The following is an 18809-nucleotide window of genomic DNA, read 5'->3' as shown; positions in this document are numbered from 1 at the left end:
TCAGCACGCTGTAAAAAAAATCAAGTCAGTCTGTCACACCTAAGGCCAGCTGGATGGCGGTTCGAGCTTGTTTGGATAATTCTGCACGCGAGACGGGGTTCTCTCGATTAGTCTGAATTGCTGGTAAAAACGCGACCTCGACCTTAATCCCTGTGGTGCCAAATACTCGCCACATATTCATCACCAGACTTTCTTCACCGATATAGGCAGGATACGCGCTTCGCTGCTGCCGATGGAAGTACTTGACGGCCACCGGCTGCACAGCCACTTGGGCTTTACGTGCAGGCTCGAACAAATTGGCATAAAAGGGCAAAACGCCGAAACCCTCAGAAGTGGTGCCCTCAGGAAACAGACCGACGGCTTGATCCCGATCTAGATGTTCAGCCACCGATTTTGCGACGGCAGCAAGCGCATGACGTGAACCTCGCTCAATGAAAATGGTATCGGCGCCTGCCGCCAGCCAACCAACGATTGCCCACCGTCTAATCTCGCTTTTAGCAATGAAAGCCGTCGAACGAACATAATTCAAGACAAAAATATCTAACCAGGACACGTGATTAGCAACAATTAGCAAAGGCCCTGTGGCGACGGCTTGCCCACTGATCTCGACCTTAATGCCACAAAGCCATAACAAAATACGAGACCAGTATTTTTTTGACCAGAGCCGAAAGCGTAGACCAAAGATCCAATAGACTAAGGCAATCGTCAACAATCCTAAAAACACCCAGATGAAACAGGCCACCGCCCTGACAGCGAAACGAAGCGTGTGAATCATGTCCGTGGCCGCTCCCAGACAACGTGGCCTGCCCGCACCGTCAGCGCCACACGGCCAGGCATCATCATCCGCGAGAAGGGTGAATACTTGCTTGCACTGACCAGCTTATCTTCGTTCACTATCCACATTGTGCCGTGATCCAACATACAAAGGTCAGCAACCGACCCTATCGTTAAACTAGCAGAATAGCCCAAAGCGATCTGAGAGGGTCGTGTCGTGATCAGGGATACGGCAGTCAACAGATCCACGTTATCCTGCTCTGCCCATTTCAACACGGCTGAAAACAGCAATTCGGCCCCAGTCGCGCCAGCCCGAGCCAACGCAAACGGCTTGGTCTTATCTTCAGCAGTCACATAACCATGGTCCGAGCAGATGGCGTCAACGGTGCCATTTTGCAACCCCTCTCTGATCGCATCGCGATCACGTTGCGTTCTCAGTGGCGGATCTAGTCGAAATCGAGTGTCGTAAAAACCGATATCAATCTCTGTCAGATGAAGGTGATTGATTGACACATCACAAGTGATCAGCAAACCGGCTTGTTTCGCGGCTCGAATCAGGGATAAGCTTGCCGCACTCGAGACTCGACCAAGGTGGGCAGCTCGCCCGGTGGCCGCACTTTGCTCAATCGTGCGAGCGACGATCTGAGTCTCTACGGCTAGTGGCGCGCCTGACAATCCAAGACGAAAAGCATAAGGCCCCACCGCAGCGGGATAGCCGAGTGCAGACGACGCTACAAAATTAGCGGGGGTGTCCACATGCGCGATCCCGCCAGCCCACGCAGCTCGCTCTTCAAGATGGGGGGGTGCGAGATCGACAAGCGCGGGCACTATCAAATGCCCCGTTGCATCGATGTCACGGTTCGCAACAAACCCACTGGGTGGCTGATCCAGACCAACCACCCTACCGGCGGCAATATAAATATCGACAATGCTGTCTTGGGCAACGGCTGGGTCAATGAGGTGCCCTTGTCGAAGAACCAGACTCATACAGCACCCAGAATAAGGTTAATGACCGCCATACAGACGGCGACCCTGACAGATTGTCTGTCGGTGCCATCAGCGCTGATTTGACTTTCTTGGGTCGACTGCAAACGTTCAAGATCAATCACCACATCGGCTGCCAACTGAGCCAAATGCGACTTGCTCACTGAACGGATACCCATTTGCTCAACCGCTTGCGTTAAATCGGCCGCGTCCCCCAACCATCTGACTTCCGGCACCCCAAGGGTCGTCAGAGCGTGTATTGTCGATCTGGCAAAACCCGAGCAACCAATATCGCCCGAAAACTCAACCACGATGGCGGTTAAATCGGGCCAACGTGCCCGGATCAGAAAAAGTTCGACCAGTGCCTCAATGGGTGCCGCATGCGAACCATCGCCGCAATTCATCACGTGGATAGAAGAGGGAAGCTGCGCCGCCAGAAAATAGGGTGTCCCACTTGCGTGGTGCAGAACAGCCAACAGGTCGCAACGACTATCCGACAATTCAGCCAGTGAAGACAACCAGCCAGCACCATCCTCTGGCAGCTTGACTGACGGCTCTACCACCTCAATCCCGAGCTTTTTCGCCGCCATTGAGATGGCTGAGCAGACGTTGAGCTCGGCATCTGAAAAAGCCGATAACAACCGGACACCGTGATACTGCGCCGACGGAGGACTATCTGCCTTTACACAGTTGAGGTTGGATTGCGTTTGATCCAATAGTTGAGTGAGCAAGGCTTTCGACAAACCCTCTGTGCAAAGCAGATGAGCAAGACCACCCTGCTTATTCAGTTGCGGGTTGCGCATCAAAATACCGTTGCAAAATAATGGTGGCCGCCACTGCATCATCCGGCGCGTTTCCAACGATCGCTTGAGCTTGCACACTGCTGCCTCGTTCATCAACCAGCACGACTGGCAGGTTGAAACGGCCATGCAGTTGATTGGCAAATCGCCGACACTGCAGCGTCGCGTATTGATCTTCGCCGGCAACGTTGAGCGCTAAGCCAACGACCAAACGATCTGGCTCCCATTCTTTAAGCAGTTGCGCAATTCGGCCAAATCTTGCGTCACGCGTCACTGCACTGATAATTTCAAGCGGGCGGGCTTGGCGCAACAACGTGTTGCCCATTGCCACGCCAAGTCTTTTTGTCCCGTAATCGAAAGCCAACAAAGTTTCTTCAGGCATGCCCAGCGACACCGGTCAACATCGACGGATCGATCCCCAGCAATTTCATGGCAGCAGGGTAACGCTCTTCAGGAGCCACTGCGAAAATCACATCCATATCGGCTTCGACGGTCAACCAAGCGTTCTGGGCAAGTTCGTTTTCAAGCTGTCCAGCGCCCCACCCTGCATAGCCCAGCGTGATAAGCATTTTTTCAGGGCCAGTGCCCGCTGCGACTTCCTGCAAGACATCTCTGGAGGTCGTGAGCGCCAGCGACCCAAGTTTGATGCTTGAGCTGTAATCTCGGACCGGAGAGTGCAGGACAAATCCGCGATCCGTGTGCACCGGACCGCCAAAAAAAATCGGCGTCACGCCTTTTTGTTCTACTTGCAACACGAGATCGATTTTTTCTAACAACCCAGCTAACGAAAGGTCAGTGGGACGATTAATCACCAATCCCAACGCGCCTTTGTCTGAATGTTCACAAATGTAGATAACCGTGCCCGCAAGCTCCCCGCCGACCATCCCTGGCATCGCCATCAGGAACTGGTTGGATAAGTCGATGGAGGCATTCGCCTCTGGGGATAGGACTTCACTCATCTTTGTCGAACCTCGTCGTTAGATTTCCATCAATTCGAAGTCCTCTTTGCGCGCGCCGCACTCAGGACATACCCAATTCGGAGGAACGTCTTCCCATTTTGTGCCGGGCGCAATCCCGTCGTCGGGGCAACCCGCTTCCTCGTCATAAATCCAACCACAAATCAAACACATCCAAGTTCGCATAGTTCTCTCATTTTCATTTCAAAGGCCAGAAACCAGATGACCCGTATTTAGGTAAGCGTTCTCATACAATGAGGACAATCTTACATAAATCAGACTATACCGTGACTCCTGACTCTTTTCCCCTAACCCTCGTTTTTGGGCCTTTCGACCCGACTGGCTCGGACGGCTTGCCCGCCGACGCGATTACCTGCGCCGTGTTGGGCAGTCATGCGGTAGCCGCGCTCACCTCAATCACCATCCAGGATACTGCGGAGAGCGAGTCGGTGATGCCTTGCGCGCCCGATCAAATTGACGATCAAGCCCGTTGTGTCCTTGAGGATATGGCGGTGCAAGCGATTAAGGTCGGTGCGCTTTCGTCCATAGAAGCGGTTAGCGCCGTCGCGCAAATCGCAGCGGATTACAGCCAGGTGCCACTGATTCTGCACCTTGGGGCGCAAGAAATCAGCTCTGAAGAAATTGAAGATCAAGAAGAAGTCGAAGATGTCATTGGCGCCACCATCGAGCTACTCGTTCCACAGGCGCACGTCGTGGTCATTGAGGGTCGTCGTCTTAATCAATGGATCACTGAAGAAGTCTTAGAGGCTGCTGGCCAAGATCTTGCCCCCGCGGCGTTGCAGGCTATCGGTGCGGACTGGGTGTTGATCACAGGCAGCCAACAACGCCCCGGCCATTTGGTCAATACCTTGGTCGGCCCGGACAACCTCACACTCACCTGGCCTTGGGTCGCGCCGCCGGATCGGATTCGAGATTCTGGCGGCTTGGTGGCGGCGGCCCTGGCCGCACTGCTGGCAACAGGCCACAGCGTTGAAGAGGCGGCACGTCAGGCCTGCACTTACGCCGAGTCATCCCTCAAACAGTCATTCCAGCCCGGGATGGGGCAACGCATTGCCCGCCGAAACCCACAGTCGATGTGAACAGATGACGACGTCGCTAAAATTTCCTCGAGGGCTTTATGGTGTTACCCCAGACTGGCGCGACGCCGACAAACTTGAGCAGGCGGTTCGACTTGCCATTACAGGGGGCATGAAAGCCCTGCAATTACGACACAAAACAGCGCCCCCAGCGTTTCGCCGCGAACTCGCCCTGCGCTTACTACCGATTTGTCGCGACGCAGGCATACCGCTCATGATCAACGACGATTGGAGACTAGCCGCAGACATTGCTGCGGACGGGATTCATCTTGGCGAGCACGATGAGGCTTTGGCCGTCGTTCGAGCCGAGGTAGGTAGCGAGATGTTAATTGGTGTCTCTTGCTATGCCAGCCTGGCACGGGCTCAGGCGCACCTGCAACACGATCCCGCCTACATCGCGTTTGGTGCCATGTTTGTATCAACGACAAAGCCGCTCGCACCTCCCGCGCCGCTTAGCGTCATTGGCGAGGGGCAAGCGTTGCTCAAAAATCTCTCTGCGCCACGCCCGGGTATTGCGGCCATCGGTGGCATTACTATTGAGAACGCAAAGCACGTCATCGACGCTGGTGCAAGCTCACTCGCTGTCGTGGGCGGCCTGTTCCAAGCAAACGACATTACCCGCACTGCCCGAACTTTTGCTGAACTTTTTTACTAATCTTTTTTACTAAACCACACCCTCCAGGTATCTCCATGTCAACGAACGCAGAACTCTTCCAGCGCGCGAGCCGCAGCATCCCAGGTGGCGTCAACTCGCCGGTTCGCGCCTTTCGCTCGGTCGGCGGCACGCCACGATTTGTGGCGCGGGCTCAAGGCCCTTATTTCTGGGATGTGGAGGAAAAACAATATATCGACTATATCGGCTCATGGGGCCCCGCCATTCTTGGTCACGCACATCCTGAGGTCGTGCGTGCCGTGCAAGAAGCTGCAGTCGGCGGTTTGTCTTACGGCGCACCCACTGAGGGTGAAATTATCATTGCCGAAATGCTGATTGAACGTTTACCGTCAATGGAGATGGTGCGCTTGGTCAGTTCAGGCACAGAAGCCACCATGACAGCCATCCGCTTGGCCCGCGGGGCCACTGGTCGAAATAAAATCATCAAGTTTGAAGGGTGTTACCACGGTCATGCCGATAGCCTGCTGGTCAAAGCGGGGTCGGGCCTCCTGACCTTCGGCAACCCGACGTCTGCCGGCGTCCCCCCTGAATTTGTCGCGCATACGATCGTGTTGGATTACAACGATATCGATGGTGTCAAAGCTGCTTTTGCCCACCACGGAAAAGACATCGCCTGTGTCATCGTTGAGCCTATCGCAGGCAACATGAACATGATCAGGCCGATCGCCGGGTTTCTCGAGACGCTACGTGATGAATGCACGAATCACGGTTCGGTCTTGATTTTTGATGAAGTGATGACGGGTTTTCGTATCGGGGCTCAAGGGGTTCAAGGCTTGTCTGGTGTGACGCCGGATTTGACGACACTCGCCAAAGTCATTGGCGGGGGCATGCCTATCGGGGCATTTGGCGGTCGCGCAGACATCATGAAGCATATTGCCCCGCTCGGTGCTGTCTATCAAGCTGGTACCCTGTCGGGTAATCCAGTGGCAGTCGCGGCTGGCGTCATGACCCTCAAGCTGCTGTCGGCCCCCGGGTTTTACGAAAACTTAGGACGTCAGACACAGAAGCTCACGGAAGGATTAACGGCGCGAGCCCACGCGCACGGCATTCCTTTCAGTGCGGATAGCGTGGGTGGCATGTTCGGCATTTACTTTGCAGACAAAATACCCACGACTCTGGCCGACGTGTCATCCAGCAATATAGACATGTTTAAAGTGTTCTTTCATGCCATGCTGGATGAGGGCGTTTACTTCGCCCCGTCCGCCTATGAGGCTGGGTTTGTGTCTGCCATGCATGACGACCGTGTGATTGAGGCCACGGTTGGGGCAGCAGATCGTGTTTTTGCCAGCTTAGCCAAAAACCGCGGATGACGATTAGTGCAAGCTCAGCGTCACCTAAAAAAGCGATAATCCAAAGCTACCCCCCCTTAACCTGATGAGTGAGAGTCATGGCCGTTAACTTGCATATCCCCGCAGATCACGAGGTTTACCCCGTTGCCGGTATCGAAATCGGGATTACCGAAGCCGGTATTCGAAAAGCCGATCGGCGGGATCTCACCGTTTTTCGGTTGTCAGAAGGCGCAAGTGTGGCCGGTGTCTTTACACAAAACCGGTTTCGTGCCGCACCCGTCACGGTGTGCGAGCGTCATTTGGCCGCAACGGACGGCATCCGGGCGCTGGTCATCAATACGGGCAACGCGAATGCAGGCACCGGCGCACAAGGCATGCAAGCGGCCGACCAGACTTGCGAGGCGCTAGCAGGTCTTCTTGGTACTCAAACCAATCAAATCTTGCCTTTTTCGACAGGCGTCATTCTTGAGCAATTACCGGTCGATCGTTTAATCGCAGGTCTGCCAGCTGCGGTCGAGAACTTATCGGCCTCTCATTGGGTCAACGCAGCACACAGCATCATGACGACCGACACGTTGCCCAAGATTTATTCTCGGCGAGTCGACATTGACGGTAAAGCGGTCACGTTCACGGGCATCAGTAAAGGGGCTGGCATGATCCGTCCCAATATGGCCACGATGCTTGGTTTTCTGGGGACGGATGCGGGCGTGGCACCCGCTTTGCTCAAGACGCTGGCTCAGCAGGTCGCTGACGTCTCATTCAATCGCATTACCGTCGATGGTGACACGTCGACGAACGATTCTTTCATCATCATGGCCACGGGCAAAAGTGGCCTGATGATTACGAGCGACACTGATCCCGGCTATCAGGCCTTAAAAACAGCCTTGTCTAATGCTGCCGCCGATCTGGCTCAAAAGATCGTGCGCGACGCAGAGGGCGCCACTAAATTCATGACCGTCAGGGTTGAGCAAGCTAAAAATGTCGACGAGGCGCTCTTGGTAGCGTATGCAGTGGCTCAGTCACCATTGGTCAAAACCGCTTTCTTTGCGTCTGACCCAAACCTGGGCCGAATCGTCTGTGCGATTGGCTATGCCGGTATCCCTGACCTGGATGTGTCCGGCGTCAATCTGTGGCTAGGCGATGTCCACGTCGTGCTCAATGGTGGGCGCAATCCTAGCTACCAAGAAGCCGACGGCCAGCGCATCATGAAAGAAGCCGAAATCGTCATGCGCATTGGCCTAGGCCGTGGTGACGCGTCTGACACCGTTTACACCTGCGACTTCTCTCACGAGTATGTCTCGATCAACGCCGATTACCGTTCTTGATGCTTAACCAAATTTTCTGATGAATCCAATCAATCTATCTCCTACCCCCGAGCTATCCGAACTACTCGCGCGCATGAACCGTGTGCTTGGACAACTAGAGGCCTACTTGCCCCCGGCCCCTCCACCGACCAACTGGGATGCGCCGGCCTTCCGTTGGCGCAAGCGCGGGGCTTCTCACGGTTGGCTGGATGCGATTACCCATGTCAGTCTGATCAACACCGTTGATTTGCAGCACATTGATCGTCAAAAAGAAATCATCGATCGCAACACCAGGCACTTCATCGAACACAAGCCATCCAATAATGTGTTGATGACAGGGGCACGCGGGACCGGCAAAAGCTCACTGGTGAAAGCAATGCTGGCTAAATATGGTCAAGAAGGCTTGAGATTGATCGAAGTCGACAAAGCCGACATGGCGGATTTACCAGATATTGTTGAAATGGTTGGCAATCGACCAGAGCGGTTTATCGTATTTTGCGACGATTTGTCGTTTGAAGAAGGCGAAGCGGGTTACAAAGCGTTAAAGTCTGTGCTCGATGGCTCTGCAGCTTCAACGGGTAACAACGTCTTGATCTATGCCACTTCAAACCGGCGACATCTGATGCCCGAATACATGAGCGAAAACTTGTCTTACCAGCATCAAAGCGATGGTGAAATTCATCCTGGTGAAACGGTCGAAGAAAAGATTTCCTTATCCGAAAGGTTTGGTCTGTGGATTTCTTTCTACCCCTTCCGCCAAGATGACTATATCGACATTGTGCAACACTGGCTTCGCACACTGAACTGTACCGAAGCCGTTGTTCAATCTTCTCGTACCGAAGCACTGCAATGGGCGCTTGAACGTGGCTCGCGGTCAGGACGTGTCGCCTGGCAGTTCGCACGGGATTGGGCTGCGAGACATGCCTGAAAAAGTGATCGAAGCAGCCGTCGGCGTCATTCTGCGATCCGACGGTACCGTCTTACTGGGTAGCCGGCCTGAGGGCAAACCTTGGGCAGGCATGTGGGAGCTTCCTGGCGGAAAAATCGAGCCTGGCGAATCCGTGATGCAGGCCCTAACACGCGAGCTTCAGGAAGAATTGGGGATCAACGTGACCGACGCGACCCCATGGGTCACGTACGAGCATGTGTACCCGACGGCAACCGTCAAACTCTCATTTTGCCGTGTCACCGGATGGGAGGGAGAACCGCAAGGGCTAGAAGGGCAGTCATTGCAGTGGGTCGATATTGCCCATGCCGAAGAAGTGCCTCAGCTGCTACCTGCGACCTACCCGCCATTGAGGTGGCTCTTATTGCCCGAGATCTACGCGATTTCGTCGGTCGAATCCCCGGCAGGGGTTGAGCGCTTTCTAAAGCACTTGGACAACGCCTTGGCGAATGGCCTGAAAATGCTGCAATGGCGTGAACCCGCCTGGCCCAGTGGGTCTGGCGCTGACGACTTACTTGATGTTCTGCAGACCGTTATTTCGCGCTGTCACGCAGCGAAGGCAAAGGTCTTAGTCAACAGCATTCATCCTGAAGCTTGGTGGCCACTCGCTGACGGTGTTCATCTGCGACAGGCTGATGCTCAATTAATATCCGCACGCCCCGCACAACTGACAAACCTTCAACTGCTGGCGGTGTCTACCCATGATGCACAAGAGATCGCTCACGCGCGGTTGTTAGGGGCAGATTTCGTGTTGTTGGGGCCTGTATTACCCACGAAATCTCATCCAGATCACCCGGGTATCGGTTGGGAGACCTTTACTTCGCTCAATGAACAAGCGGGTCTGCCGGTTTATGCGCTTGGTGGGCAATCCCGCCAAACGCTACAACAGGCAAAACGATCAGGGGCCCACGGCATTGCTGCCATCCGGGGCGGATTGGATTGAGGCTTGATTGGCGGCCAGTACTTCGTCGCTCACTTGCTTGCCTTGCTTGTTCAATTTTTCAATATGATCCATCGACCAACCCCCGCCCAAGGCAACGACAAGGTTAACGCTTGCCGCAAGACGATTACCCAGTAGCGTCGTGTAGGCACTTTCTGCATTCAACGCACTGGTCTGCAACACCGCCACGCTCAGGTAATCAATCAAGCCTTGGTTATATTGATTGGTCGCTAGCCTGACAGCCTCTTTCGACGACGCGACAGCTCTGCCCGAGGCTTGCAATTCTCGGTCATAGACGCGTAACTGAACCATCGCGTTATCGACCTGTTGCAAGGCCTGTAAAACCGTCTGTCGATAGACTGCTGTTTGTGCTTCATAAATGGCTTGGTTTTGATCAATCAGTGCGTTGCGCGTGCCGCCATCAAAAATGGCTTGCGCGATACTTGGGCCCAAGGACCAATACTGCGCAGGCGCAGTCACCCATTGAAAAAAGTTAGTCGTTTGGTAGCCACCTGTTGCTGAAAGCGTCAATGCCGGGAACCATGCCGCAATCGCAACACCCACTTGCGCATTGGCAGCCTCCACCTGCATTTCTGCACTGGCAATATCGGGACGTTGTTCAAGTAAAGTCGACGGCAATCCGACCGGTATCGCAGGCGGTTTGATGACAAAGGGTTCGGGTTCAAGAGAGAAAGAAGCAGGCGCGCGTCCCAGCAAAACAGCGATTGCATTTTGATAGAGCATCCGCTGCTGCTCTGTATCAATCAACTGCGCCCTTGTACTTTCTAATTGGGTGGTGGCGGTCGCAACATCGCCCGGGTTAGCCACCCCGGCGTCAAACTTGTTCTTTGTCAGTCGCAAAGAGTTTTCGTAGGATGCAACAGAGCTTTTTAATACTCGCGCCGTTTCATCAAGCGTGCGCAATTGCATGTAGGTTAAAGCAAGCGTGCTTTGCGCCGTCAACCGAGCCCCTGCCAAATTGGCAGCCGCCAATTTTCTGTTGGCATTCTGCCCTTCGACATTGCGACGCACACTTCCCCAAATGTCGATTGTCCAGCTAGCGGTTGCCGACAATTTATAGACATCGTAATCATTCGCTGCACTTGCACCCGTCGAGCTAACTGCCGCACCGCCTATGCCGCTCATCGAGGTGGTTGCTGAAAGCGTGGGCATCAATGCCGCTTGCGAGCTACGCAACACAGCAACCGCTTGACGGTATTGCGCTTCCGACTGAGCCACCGTTAAATTCGATTGATTCAGCTGCGTCATTAACTCGCTCAGCTTGGCATCTTCAAACATCTCCCACCAGGCGCCTTTGAATCGTGTCGCCATGGCTGGGTCAGCCCGCTGCCAGCCGGGTGTCTCACGAAATTGCTCACCAACATCAAGCGTCGGTCGCACGTAATCTGGGCCAACCTTGCAACCCAGCAAAGACAAGAGCAACGCCGCGCATAAGCCAAGGCGTAACAGCGGCAGCGAAGCAAAGACAAAAGGCTTATGCAAGTCGGTCATGGGCGAAACACGTTTCATGGTGAAGGCTTTGTGGTCATCGATGGATTGGCCTGCATTCGTCTGAGCCAGCGACGAGATTTCAACCAATGAGAAAACCGGTCAAGATACAAATACACGACTGGGGTGGTGTAAAGGGTCAATAATTGACTCAAAACCAAGCCGCCCAAAATCGTAATGCCTAAGGGCTGACGCATTTCCACCCCCGAACCCGTGGCAAACACGAGGGGAAACGCGCCAAAAATGGCCGCAGAGGTCGTCATCAAAATAGGACGTAAGCGAGTCATGCAGGCCAGATGAATGGCGTCTCTGGGTGCTAAGCCAGTTCGCCGTTGAGCATCGAGTGCAAAGTCAACCATCATGATGGCATTCTTTTTAACGATACCGATCAGTAAAAACACACCGATCAGAGAGATCAAACTGAACTCTGTCTTCAAGATAATCAACGCGAGCAGTGCGCCGACACCAGCCGAGGGCAAGGTAGACAAGATCGTCAGCGGATGGATGGTACTCTCGTACAACATCCCAAGCACGATATACATTGTCACAATCGCTGCCACGATCAAGTAGGGTTGGTTCGACAGCGATTTTTGCAATAACTGCGCCGTGCCTTGAAACCCAGCCTGAATCTTATCGGAAGGCAGATTGATATCCGCGATCGCCTGCGCAATCGCCTCACTTGCCTGTCCAAGCGTTACGTCTGGTGCAAGATCGAACGAAATCGTATCTGCCGCAAACAAGCCTTGATGATTCACAGAGATGGGTGCGTTGTGATCTTCAAAACTGGCAAATGCCTTCAACGGCACGCGTTCACCACCTTGATTCATCACGTAAACATCGTCCAGTGATTGAGGGCCGACCGCGTGTTCGGCTGACACCCCCAGAACAACACGATACTGATTAAGGGGTCGATAGATAACCGAGATCTGCCGCTGGGCAAACGCATTATTCAGTTGTGCCGTGATCGCCGCCATCGAAACACCCAGACGTGTTGCAGCTTCGCGATTCACCACTAAATTGACTTCACGACCTTTGTCTTCAACGTCAGTATCGACATCGACAAGCTGTGGCAGTTTCGCCATGGCCTGTTGCACTTTCGGCATCCACTCCTTGAGATCTGCCAGCTCTGAGGCCATCAAGGTATATTGGTAATTCGAGCTGGTCGTGCGCCCCCCCGCCCTCACGTCCTGAGCAGCGACCAAAAAGAGACGAGCGCCCGGGGTACCGTTTAGCTTTGGCCGTAGCCTGTTGACCACTTCCTGCACACCAATTTTGCGCTCGGCAAAAGGCTTTAATTGCACGGCAAGAAAGCTGGTATTACCGCCACCAGAACCGCCCGCAAAGGCGGTAACCGTCTCAACGGCGGGGTCAGCCAAGACCGTTTTGCGAAACTTATCAAGTTTGGGGGTCATCGCTTGAAATGATGTCCCTGCATCGGTAGAAAAGAACCCAATCATCAGACCCGTATCCTGCAGCGGAAACAGACCTTTAGGCACGATTTTGTAAAGATAGCCATTCAACAAAACAGTACCCACCAAGATCAACATGGTGAGTCGGCCATGACGCAATGCCCAGTTCAACGAGCGGCTATAAAAAGCAACCACGTGAGCCAACCCTCGATCAAAGCGCATGTTCCAGCGAGTCAACCACGTGCCACCAGTCGCTGATTGGCGGTGACTTGACGGTCTGAGCAAAAGCGCTGCCATCATGGGCGTCAACGTCAGTGAGACAAACATAGAAATCAATATCGCAATCGCCAAGGTGAACGCAAATTCACGAAACAGGCGGCCCGGCAAGCCACTCATTAATAAAATGGGAATAAAAACAGCGATCAGGGAAATGCTCATTGAGACAACGGTGAACCCGACTTCCTTAGTGCCCCGAAGCGCTGCTCTGAAAGGTGTCGCCCCCTTTTCAATATGTCGAATGATGTTTTCAAGGACCACAATGGCATCGTCGACGACAAAACCCGTTGCGATGATCAAGCCCATCAACGACATCAAGTTGATCGAGAAATGCATCAAATACATGGCACCAAAAGTCCCGAATAGAGAGACAGGCACCGCCAATGTCGGGATAAGCGCAGCACGCCAGTTACCCAGAAATACCAGCACCACCAGCATCACCAGAACAATGGCGATGATGAGCGTTTTCTCAGACTCAAACACAGAGACACGAATACTGGGCGTTCGATCCATGCCGACATCGACGGTCACGTCGGCTGGCAAAATGGCCTTTAGCACAGGCAATTCAGCGCGGATCGCATCCACTGTCTTGATAATGTTGGCTTTCGCTTGCGCGCGAACAATCACTAAGATTGCTGGATTTTCGTTGAAATAACCGACATTGCGGATATCTTCTACTGAGTCTTCAACGGTCGCAATGTCGCCCAATCTGACCGGTGCGCCATTGCGCCAAGCCACCACCAATGGTCGGTATTTTTCAGCGTTAGACAGCTGATCGTTTGCGGTCACTTGCCAGCGGTACACGTCGCTTTCTAGCAAACCTTTAGGTGCCAGTACGTTTGACCCGGTGATCGCGGTGCGAACGGCATCGAGCGCAATCCCGTATTGTGACAAGGCATCGGAATCGAGATTAATTCGTACTGCTGGATTTGAACTGCCTCCCACCTGTACCTCACCGACACCAGAGACCTGTGAAAGCTTCTGCATCACAATCGTGGTCGCTAAGTCATAAATCTGACCGACCGATAGCGTGTTAGAACGTAACGCCAAAATCATGATGGGCGCAGCCGCAGGGTTGACCTTTTTGTAGGTGGGGTTTTGTCGCAAACCACTGGGCATGAGTGCACGGGCAGCATTAATGCCAGCTTGTACATCTTTGGCGGCATCGTCGACGTTGCGATCCAGATCAAATTGCATCGTGATCCGTGTTGAGCCAACGGTATTGCGTGAGGTCATTTCCGTCACCCCTGCAATGGTGCCCAGCGATGACTCTAACGGTGTCGCAACCGTCGACGCCATGACCTCGGGATTCGCCCCAGGCAAATTCGCGGTCACTGAAACCCCGGGAAACTCGATTTGAGGCAAAGGCGCAATGGGGAGAAACGAATACGCAAGAACCCCCGACAACACCACAGCAACCCATACAAGCGTCGTTGCAACCGGCCGCATGATGAAAAGCCCAGAAATATTCATCTCAGCTAACCTTTAGCTGGCCGAGAAACTGCACGAGTGCGCAACCGGTCGAAGAAAAGATAAATGACGGGTGTCGTAAACAAGGTCAGCACCTGACTTACCATCAACCCACCGACCATCACGAGACCGAGCGGTTGACGCAATTCAGCGCCCGTACCTGTTGCGAGCATCAAGGGTACTGCGCCAAATAGGGCGGCCAAGGTCGTCATCAAGATGGGTCTGAACCGCAACAGCGCTGCCTGATGAATGGCCTCGCGCGGCGACAGACCCTGTTTACGCTCAGCATCCAGCGCAAAATCAATCATCATGATGGCGTTTTTCTTGACAATACCGATGAGCAAAATGATCCCAATGATCCCGATCATATCGAGATCTCGCCCCGTCAATAGCAATGCCAACAAAGCCCCGATGGCTGCTGAAGGCAAGGTAGACAGAATCGTGATGGGATGGATAAAGCTTTCATACAAGATCCCCAACACGATATACATGGTCACAATGGCGGCGAGAATCAATAGCAGCGTGCTGGACAGCGACGATTCAAATGCTTGGGCAGCACCTTGAAACCGGGTTCGGATGCCAATAGGGATTTGCACCTCGCTCTCAGCGCGCTTAATTAACTCGACGGCGCTAGATAAGGACGCCCCCGGCGCAAGATTGAACGAAATTGTCACTGCAGGGAATTGTCCGATCCGGTTGATGACTTGCAGCGTCCGTCTTTCAGACACTTTTGCCAGACTTGATAACGGCACTGGCTTACCCGCTGTCGTCTGCACAAAAATAGCGTCAAGCGCGTTTGCGTCACGCCTGAACTCTGGCGCAACTTCGACCACCACGCGATATTGGTTTGATTGCGTAAATACCGTAGACACCTGTCGCTGAGAAAAGGCATCGTTAAGCGCATCATCAATTAGCTGCGTCGTCACGCCAAGACGTGCCGCCGCCTCACGATCAATCTCGACGTAGGTCGAGAGCCCTTGATCTTGCAAGTCATCCACCACGTCTGCCAGTTGCGGGATGCTACGCAATTTATCGATCAAAATGGGCACCCATTGACCGAGCAATTGCGCATCGGGATTTTCAAGCGTGAGCTGATATTGTGTTCGACTGACCCGGTCTTCGATCGCCAAATCTTGTATCGGCTGAAAATAAAACTTCAATTCTTCAATGTTTGAGACTGTCTGTTGCAATTGACGAATGATTGTCATCACATCATGCTCGCGCTGGGCATGCGGTTTGAGTGCCACCTGCATCCGACCCGCACTGAGGGTCGAATTGCTCGCGTCAACGCCAATGAACGATGAGATCGTGTCGATCTCAGGATTTTGCAAGAGCAACTTCACCGCCACTTGTTGCCGTCGGGACATCTCGGCAAACGAAATATTTGCAGGTGCCTGCGTGATGACCTGTATCAAGCCCGTATCTTGTTGCGGGAAGAACCCTTTGGGCACCACTAGGTAAAGCCCCCAGGTCACCGCAAAGGTCGCCACGGCCACCGCGAGTGTCAGCCTCTGTCGGTTTAAGACGAATTGCAAAGCGTGATCATAATTGGCAATCAAGCGATCAATGAACAGACCTGCCTTCGTCACGAACCAACCATGTTTTTCTTCGTGGCCTGCCCGCAAAAGACGAGAGCAAAGCATGGGAGTAAGCGTCAGCGAAATCACTAACGACAGAAGGATAGCGACCGCCAGCGTGATGGCAAATTCACGAAACAAGCGCCCAACGACCTCAGACATAAACAGCAACGGGATCAGCACGGCGATCAAAGACACCGTGAGTGACACCAACGTGAAACCAATTTGAGCCGCACCTTTTAAGGCAGCTTGCAACTTGGTTTCCCCTGCTTCGAGGTAACGCGCGATGTTTTCAATCATGACAATGGCGTCATCCACGACGAAACCGGTGGCAATCGTCATCGCCATCAACGTCAAGTTATTGACGCTAAACCCCACCAAATACATGACCCCGAAGGTGCCAACCAGCGAGAGTGGCACCACCACACTGGGGATGAACGTCGCCGTCAATGTACGCAAAAAGACGAACGTGACGAGCACGACCAAACCGATCGAGATCAACATCTCTTGTTTCACGTCCCGAACCGACTCCCGAATAGTCTGAGTGCGGTCTGACATAAGCGTCACATCAAAATTAGCGGGCAACGCCAGCCGAACCTGTGGCAGTAGCGCTTGGATACGATCCACGACATCAATCACATTCGCGCCTGGCTGCCGTTGCACATTCAGCAGCACGGCAGGTTGATTACCACTCCAGGCGGCGAGACGCAGATCTTCGGGGCCAATGACGACTGTCGCCACATCCGAAAGCTTGAGTGGTGCATTGTTTTTGTACGAGAGAATGAGATCAAGATAATCGCTTGGCGATTTCACCTGATCATTCGTATTAATGGTCGTTGAGCGTAACGGGCCATCCAGCGTGCCTTTGGGTTGATTCACGTTCGCAGCCACAATCGCGGTGCGCAAGTCGGCCATGGTCAACCCCATCGCGGACAGTGATTTGGGATTTGCTTGAATTCGGACGGCGGGACGTTGGCCTCCTAGTACCGTGACCAAACCAACACCTGGCACCTGCGATAGTTTTTGCGCAATGCGTGTGTCGACCAGGTCGCGTATTTGTGGCAATGGCACTGTCGGTGAGGTGATGGCCAGCGTGACCACTGGCGCATCCGCGGGGTTCACTTTGTTATAGATGGGTGGTGCAGGCAGATCTTTGGGTAACAAACTAAAAGAGGCATTGATGGCTGCTTGAACCTGTTGCTCCGCCACGTCCAGCGGCAGCTCAAGCACAAACTGCAGCGTAATCACCGACACCCCCGCAGCACTGCTTGACGCCATTTGATTTAAGCCTGGCATCTGCCCAAACTGCGTCTCAAGAGGTGAGGTCACCAGCGAAGCCATGACATCCGGGCTAGCACCAGGGTAGTTGGTGGTGACTTGAATCGTCGGATAATCAACTTCGGGCAAAGAAGAGACTGGCAACCAGCGATACGCAATCAGGCCGCAGAGCAACAAAGCCACCATGGCAAGCGTGGTGGCAACTGGCCGAGTAATGAACGGACGCGAGAGGTTCACGGCTTTGCAGCACCCTTAGCCGCCGGTGCGTTTTCATCGATGACACGTACCTTGGCGCCAGCCCGCAAGCGGTCAGTACCTTCGAGCACGACTTTTTCTCCGACCGACACACCATCCAGCACGACCACGCGATCACCGGTCGCCTCGCCAATTTTGATTTTTTTAATCGCGACCGTGCCATCGTCTTGCAACACATACAAAAAGGGGCCTTGACTACTTTGCTGAACAGACGCTGACGCAACCGTTGCGGCATCTTTCAACGTCTTCACCAAAATTCGAGCATTGACAAACTGATTGGGGAACAAACTGTCATCTTCGTTGGTAAATTGCGCTTTGAGCTTGAAAGTCCCGGTGGTGACATCAATTTGATTATCCACGGTCGTCAGGTAGCCCTGCGCCAAACGCTTCGTATCCGCACGATTGTAGGCATCGACCAACAACTTCTTGCCAGCTAGCAAGGGACCACGCACGTCTTCAAGATAACTTTCGGGCAAGGTGAAAACAACATAGATCGGCTGCGTTTGGGTCAATACAACAATCCCTTGTGGGTCATTGCTTGCAAGAATATTGCCGACGTCAAACTGACGTAAACCGAGACGACCAGGGATAGGCGCCACGATCCGCGTGAAATCCAATTGCAGTTGTGCGTTATCGACAGCTGCTTGATCTGTCAGCATCAACGCCTGGTATTTTTTGACTAAAGCGATTTGTGTGTCAACCGTCTGACCTGCAATCGATTTTTGATCACGCAAGGTCTCGTATCGTTTTAAATCGAGCTTGGCGTTTTCGTACTGGGATCGATCTTGAGCCAGTGTGCCTTTGGCTTGATCCAAAGCAACTTGATAAGGGCGAGGATCAATCCGAGCGATCAGATCACCCACTTTGACTTTATCGCCTTCTTTGAAAGGTATTTGAACGACCTCGCCTTGAACACGGCTACGTACGGTCACTGTGGCGTAAGCAGTGACAGTCCCCAAGCCGCGCAGATAGATATCAAAGTCTTTGGCTGATACCGGTTCAACTTTGACCGCTACTGGGATTTGGGAGGTAGGTGGTGGCCCTTTGGGCACTGCATTTTCTTTGATACGAACCGAAACGATCCAAGCCAACAACAACACCCCCGCCACAAGACCTACCAAGATCATTCGTTTAGCGCTTATCGGGTTGGTTTTAAAAAAGCGACCTTCTGACATGCGATTCTCAATGTGTATTTCGGTAAATTGTCGGTGTGAAGTGGCTTGGAGGACATTGCACCAAACGAAGTTCCACTGCGTAACTTCTTGTAACAAC

General features: G+C 53.4%; 16 protein-coding genes. 6 read left to right on the top strand and 10 right to left on the bottom strand.

Annotated features, from left to right (window positions below; all coding sequences use genetic code 11):
• Nucleotides 1-25: 25 nt before the first annotated feature.
• From AC1W8Y_RS08600 to AC1W8Y_RS08575, 6 genes are read right to left on the bottom strand one after another with little or no spacing between them, the layout of a single operon-like run.
• Nucleotides 26-775: a lysophospholipid acyltransferase family protein gene (locus AC1W8Y_RS08600; RefSeq protein ID WP_482014067.1), complete on the bottom strand. Its 750-nt coding sequence runs from the start codon at nucleotides 773-775 to the stop codon at nucleotides 26-28.
• Nucleotides 772-1761, bottom strand: coding sequence for an amidohydrolase family protein (locus AC1W8Y_RS08595; protein ID WP_482014066.1), 990 nt, complete (start codon nucleotides 1759-1761; stop codon nucleotides 772-774). The genes AC1W8Y_RS08600 and AC1W8Y_RS08595 overlap by 4 nt, the downstream gene beginning before the upstream one ends.
• Complete coding sequence (locus AC1W8Y_RS08590) at nucleotides 1758-2561, bottom strand: hypothetical protein (protein ID WP_482014065.1); 804 nt, start codon at nucleotides 2559-2561, stop codon at nucleotides 1758-1760. Before AC1W8Y_RS08590 ends, AC1W8Y_RS08595 begins: the two co-directional genes overlap by 4 nt.
• The gene (gene ruvX, locus AC1W8Y_RS08585) at nucleotides 2539-2940 is read right to left on the bottom strand and encodes a Holliday junction resolvase RuvX (protein ID WP_482014064.1); all 402 of its coding nucleotides are present in this window, start codon (nucleotides 2938-2940) and stop codon (nucleotides 2539-2541) included. The genes AC1W8Y_RS08590 and ruvX overlap by 23 nt, the downstream gene beginning before the upstream one ends.
• Entirely contained in the window at nucleotides 2933-3517 is a 585-nt protein-coding gene (locus AC1W8Y_RS08580; RefSeq protein WP_482014063.1) for a YqgE/AlgH family protein, read from the bottom strand. Before AC1W8Y_RS08580 ends, ruvX begins: the two co-directional genes overlap by 8 nt.
• A gap of 18 nt (nucleotides 3518-3535) precedes the next feature.
• Nucleotides 3536-3700 (bottom strand): rubredoxin, encoded by a 165-nt coding sequence (locus tag AC1W8Y_RS08575; RefSeq protein WP_106228371.1) that lies wholly within the window; start codon nucleotides 3698-3700, stop codon nucleotides 3536-3538.
• A gap of 101 nt (nucleotides 3701-3801) precedes the next feature.
• Here AC1W8Y_RS08575 and thiD point away from each other — a divergent pair, with 101 nt between their 5' ends.
• The 6 genes from thiD (at nucleotide 3802) to AC1W8Y_RS08545 (ending at nucleotide 9766) form a co-directional block, all read left to right on the top strand.
• Entirely contained in the window at nucleotides 3802-4614 is an 813-nt protein-coding gene (thiD, locus tag AC1W8Y_RS08570) for a bifunctional hydroxymethylpyrimidine kinase/phosphomethylpyrimidine kinase (protein WP_482014062.1), read from the top strand.
• A gap of 4 nt (nucleotides 4615-4618) precedes the next feature.
• A complete protein-coding gene (thiE, locus tag AC1W8Y_RS08565) occupies nucleotides 4619-5266 on the top strand; it encodes a thiamine phosphate synthase (RefSeq protein ID WP_482014061.1) in 648 nt (215 codons plus the stop codon).
• Nucleotides 5267-5301: 35 nt separating this feature from the next.
• Nucleotides 5302-6594 (top strand): glutamate-1-semialdehyde 2,1-aminomutase, encoded by a 1293-nt coding sequence (gene hemL / locus AC1W8Y_RS08560; RefSeq protein ID WP_482014060.1) that lies wholly within the window; start codon nucleotides 5302-5304, stop codon nucleotides 6592-6594.
• Nucleotides 6595-6671: 77 nt separating this feature from the next.
• Nucleotides 6672-7898: a bifunctional glutamate N-acetyltransferase/amino-acid acetyltransferase ArgJ gene (argJ, locus tag AC1W8Y_RS08555; protein WP_482014059.1), complete on the top strand. Its 1227-nt coding sequence runs from the start codon at nucleotides 6672-6674 to the stop codon at nucleotides 7896-7898.
• Nucleotides 7899-7917: 19 nt separating this feature from the next.
• Nucleotides 7918-8805 (top strand): ATP-binding protein, encoded by an 888-nt coding sequence (locus AC1W8Y_RS08550; RefSeq protein ID WP_482014058.1) that lies wholly within the window; start codon nucleotides 7918-7920, stop codon nucleotides 8803-8805.
• A complete protein-coding gene (locus AC1W8Y_RS08545; protein WP_482014152.1) occupies nucleotides 8798-9766 on the top strand; it encodes a Nudix family hydrolase in 969 nt (322 codons plus the stop codon). The genes AC1W8Y_RS08550 and AC1W8Y_RS08545 overlap by 8 nt, the downstream gene beginning before the upstream one ends.
• Here the strand turns inward: AC1W8Y_RS08545 and AC1W8Y_RS08540 are convergent.
• The 4 genes from AC1W8Y_RS08540 to AC1W8Y_RS08525 are packed head-to-tail and all read right to left on the bottom strand — an operon-like array spanning nucleotide 9722 to nucleotide 18712.
• Nucleotides 9722-11293, bottom strand: coding sequence for an efflux transporter outer membrane subunit (locus tag AC1W8Y_RS08540; protein WP_482014057.1), 1572 nt, complete (start codon nucleotides 11291-11293; stop codon nucleotides 9722-9724). The genes AC1W8Y_RS08545 and AC1W8Y_RS08540 overlap by 45 nt on opposite strands.
• Nucleotides 11290-14430 (bottom strand): efflux RND transporter permease subunit, encoded by a 3141-nt coding sequence (locus tag AC1W8Y_RS08535; RefSeq protein ID WP_482014056.1) that lies wholly within the window; start codon nucleotides 14428-14430, stop codon nucleotides 11290-11292. Before AC1W8Y_RS08535 ends, AC1W8Y_RS08540 begins: the two co-directional genes overlap by 4 nt.
• Before the next feature lie 5 nt (nucleotides 14431-14435).
• A complete protein-coding gene (locus AC1W8Y_RS08530) occupies nucleotides 14436-17519 on the bottom strand; it encodes a multidrug efflux RND transporter permease subunit (RefSeq protein WP_482014055.1) in 3084 nt (1027 codons plus the stop codon).
• Nucleotides 17516-18712 (bottom strand): MdtA/MuxA family multidrug efflux RND transporter periplasmic adaptor subunit, encoded by a 1197-nt coding sequence (locus AC1W8Y_RS08525; protein ID WP_482014054.1) that lies wholly within the window; start codon nucleotides 18710-18712, stop codon nucleotides 17516-17518. Before AC1W8Y_RS08525 ends, AC1W8Y_RS08530 begins: the two co-directional genes overlap by 4 nt.
• Nucleotides 18713-18809 lie beyond the last annotated feature (97 nt).

Source organism: Jezberella sp., assembly GCF_964834465.1.
This window is presented reverse-complemented; position numbering and strand designations above follow the sequence as displayed.

What these genes read in the sequence shown, in the direction of transcription:
- AC1W8Y_RS08600 (WP_482014067.1), bottom strand. Translation starts at nt 775, where the DNA reads ATGATTCACACGCTTCGTTTCGCTGTCAGGGCGGTGGCCTGTTTCATC.
- AC1W8Y_RS08595 (WP_482014066.1), bottom strand. Translation starts at nt 1,761, where the DNA reads ATGAGTCTGGTTCTTCGACAAGGGCACCTCATTGACCCAGCCGTTGCC.
- AC1W8Y_RS08590 (WP_482014065.1), bottom strand. Translation starts at nt 2,561, where the DNA reads ATGCGCAACCCGCAACTGAATAAGCAGGGTGGTCTTGCTCATCTGCTT.
- ruvX (WP_482014064.1), bottom strand. Translation starts at nt 2,940, where the DNA reads ATGCCTGAAGAAACTTTGTTGGCTTTCGATTACGGGACAAAAAGACTT.
- AC1W8Y_RS08580 (WP_482014063.1), bottom strand. Translation starts at nt 3,517, where the DNA reads ATGAGTGAAGTCCTATCCCCAGAGGCGAATGCCTCCATCGACTTATCC.
- AC1W8Y_RS08575 (WP_106228371.1), bottom strand. Translation starts at nt 3,700, where the DNA reads ATGCGAACTTGGATGTGTTTGATTTGTGGTTGGATTTATGACGAGGAA.
- thiE (WP_482014061.1), top strand. Translation starts at nt 4,619, where the DNA reads ATGACGACGTCGCTAAAATTTCCTCGAGGGCTTTATGGTGTTACCCCA.
- hemL (WP_482014060.1), top strand. Translation starts at nt 5,302, where the DNA reads ATGTCAACGAACGCAGAACTCTTCCAGCGCGCGAGCCGCAGCATCCCA.
- argJ (WP_482014059.1), top strand. Translation starts at nt 6,672, where the DNA reads ATGGCCGTTAACTTGCATATCCCCGCAGATCACGAGGTTTACCCCGTT.
- AC1W8Y_RS08550 (WP_482014058.1), top strand. Translation starts at nt 7,918, where the DNA reads ATGAATCCAATCAATCTATCTCCTACCCCCGAGCTATCCGAACTACTC.
- AC1W8Y_RS08545 (WP_482014152.1), top strand. Translation starts at nt 8,798, where the DNA reads ATGCCTGAAAAAGTGATCGAAGCAGCCGTCGGCGTCATTCTGCGATCC.
- AC1W8Y_RS08540 (WP_482014057.1), bottom strand. Translation starts at nt 11,293, where the DNA reads ATGAAACGTGTTTCGCCCATGACCGACTTGCATAAGCCTTTTGTCTTT.
- AC1W8Y_RS08535 (WP_482014056.1), bottom strand. Translation starts at nt 14,430, where the DNA reads ATGAATATTTCTGGGCTTTTCATCATGCGGCCGGTTGCAACGACGCTT.
- AC1W8Y_RS08525 (WP_482014054.1), bottom strand. Translation starts at nt 18,712, where the DNA reads ATGTCAGAAGGTCGCTTTTTTAAAACCAACCCGATAAGCGCTAAACGA.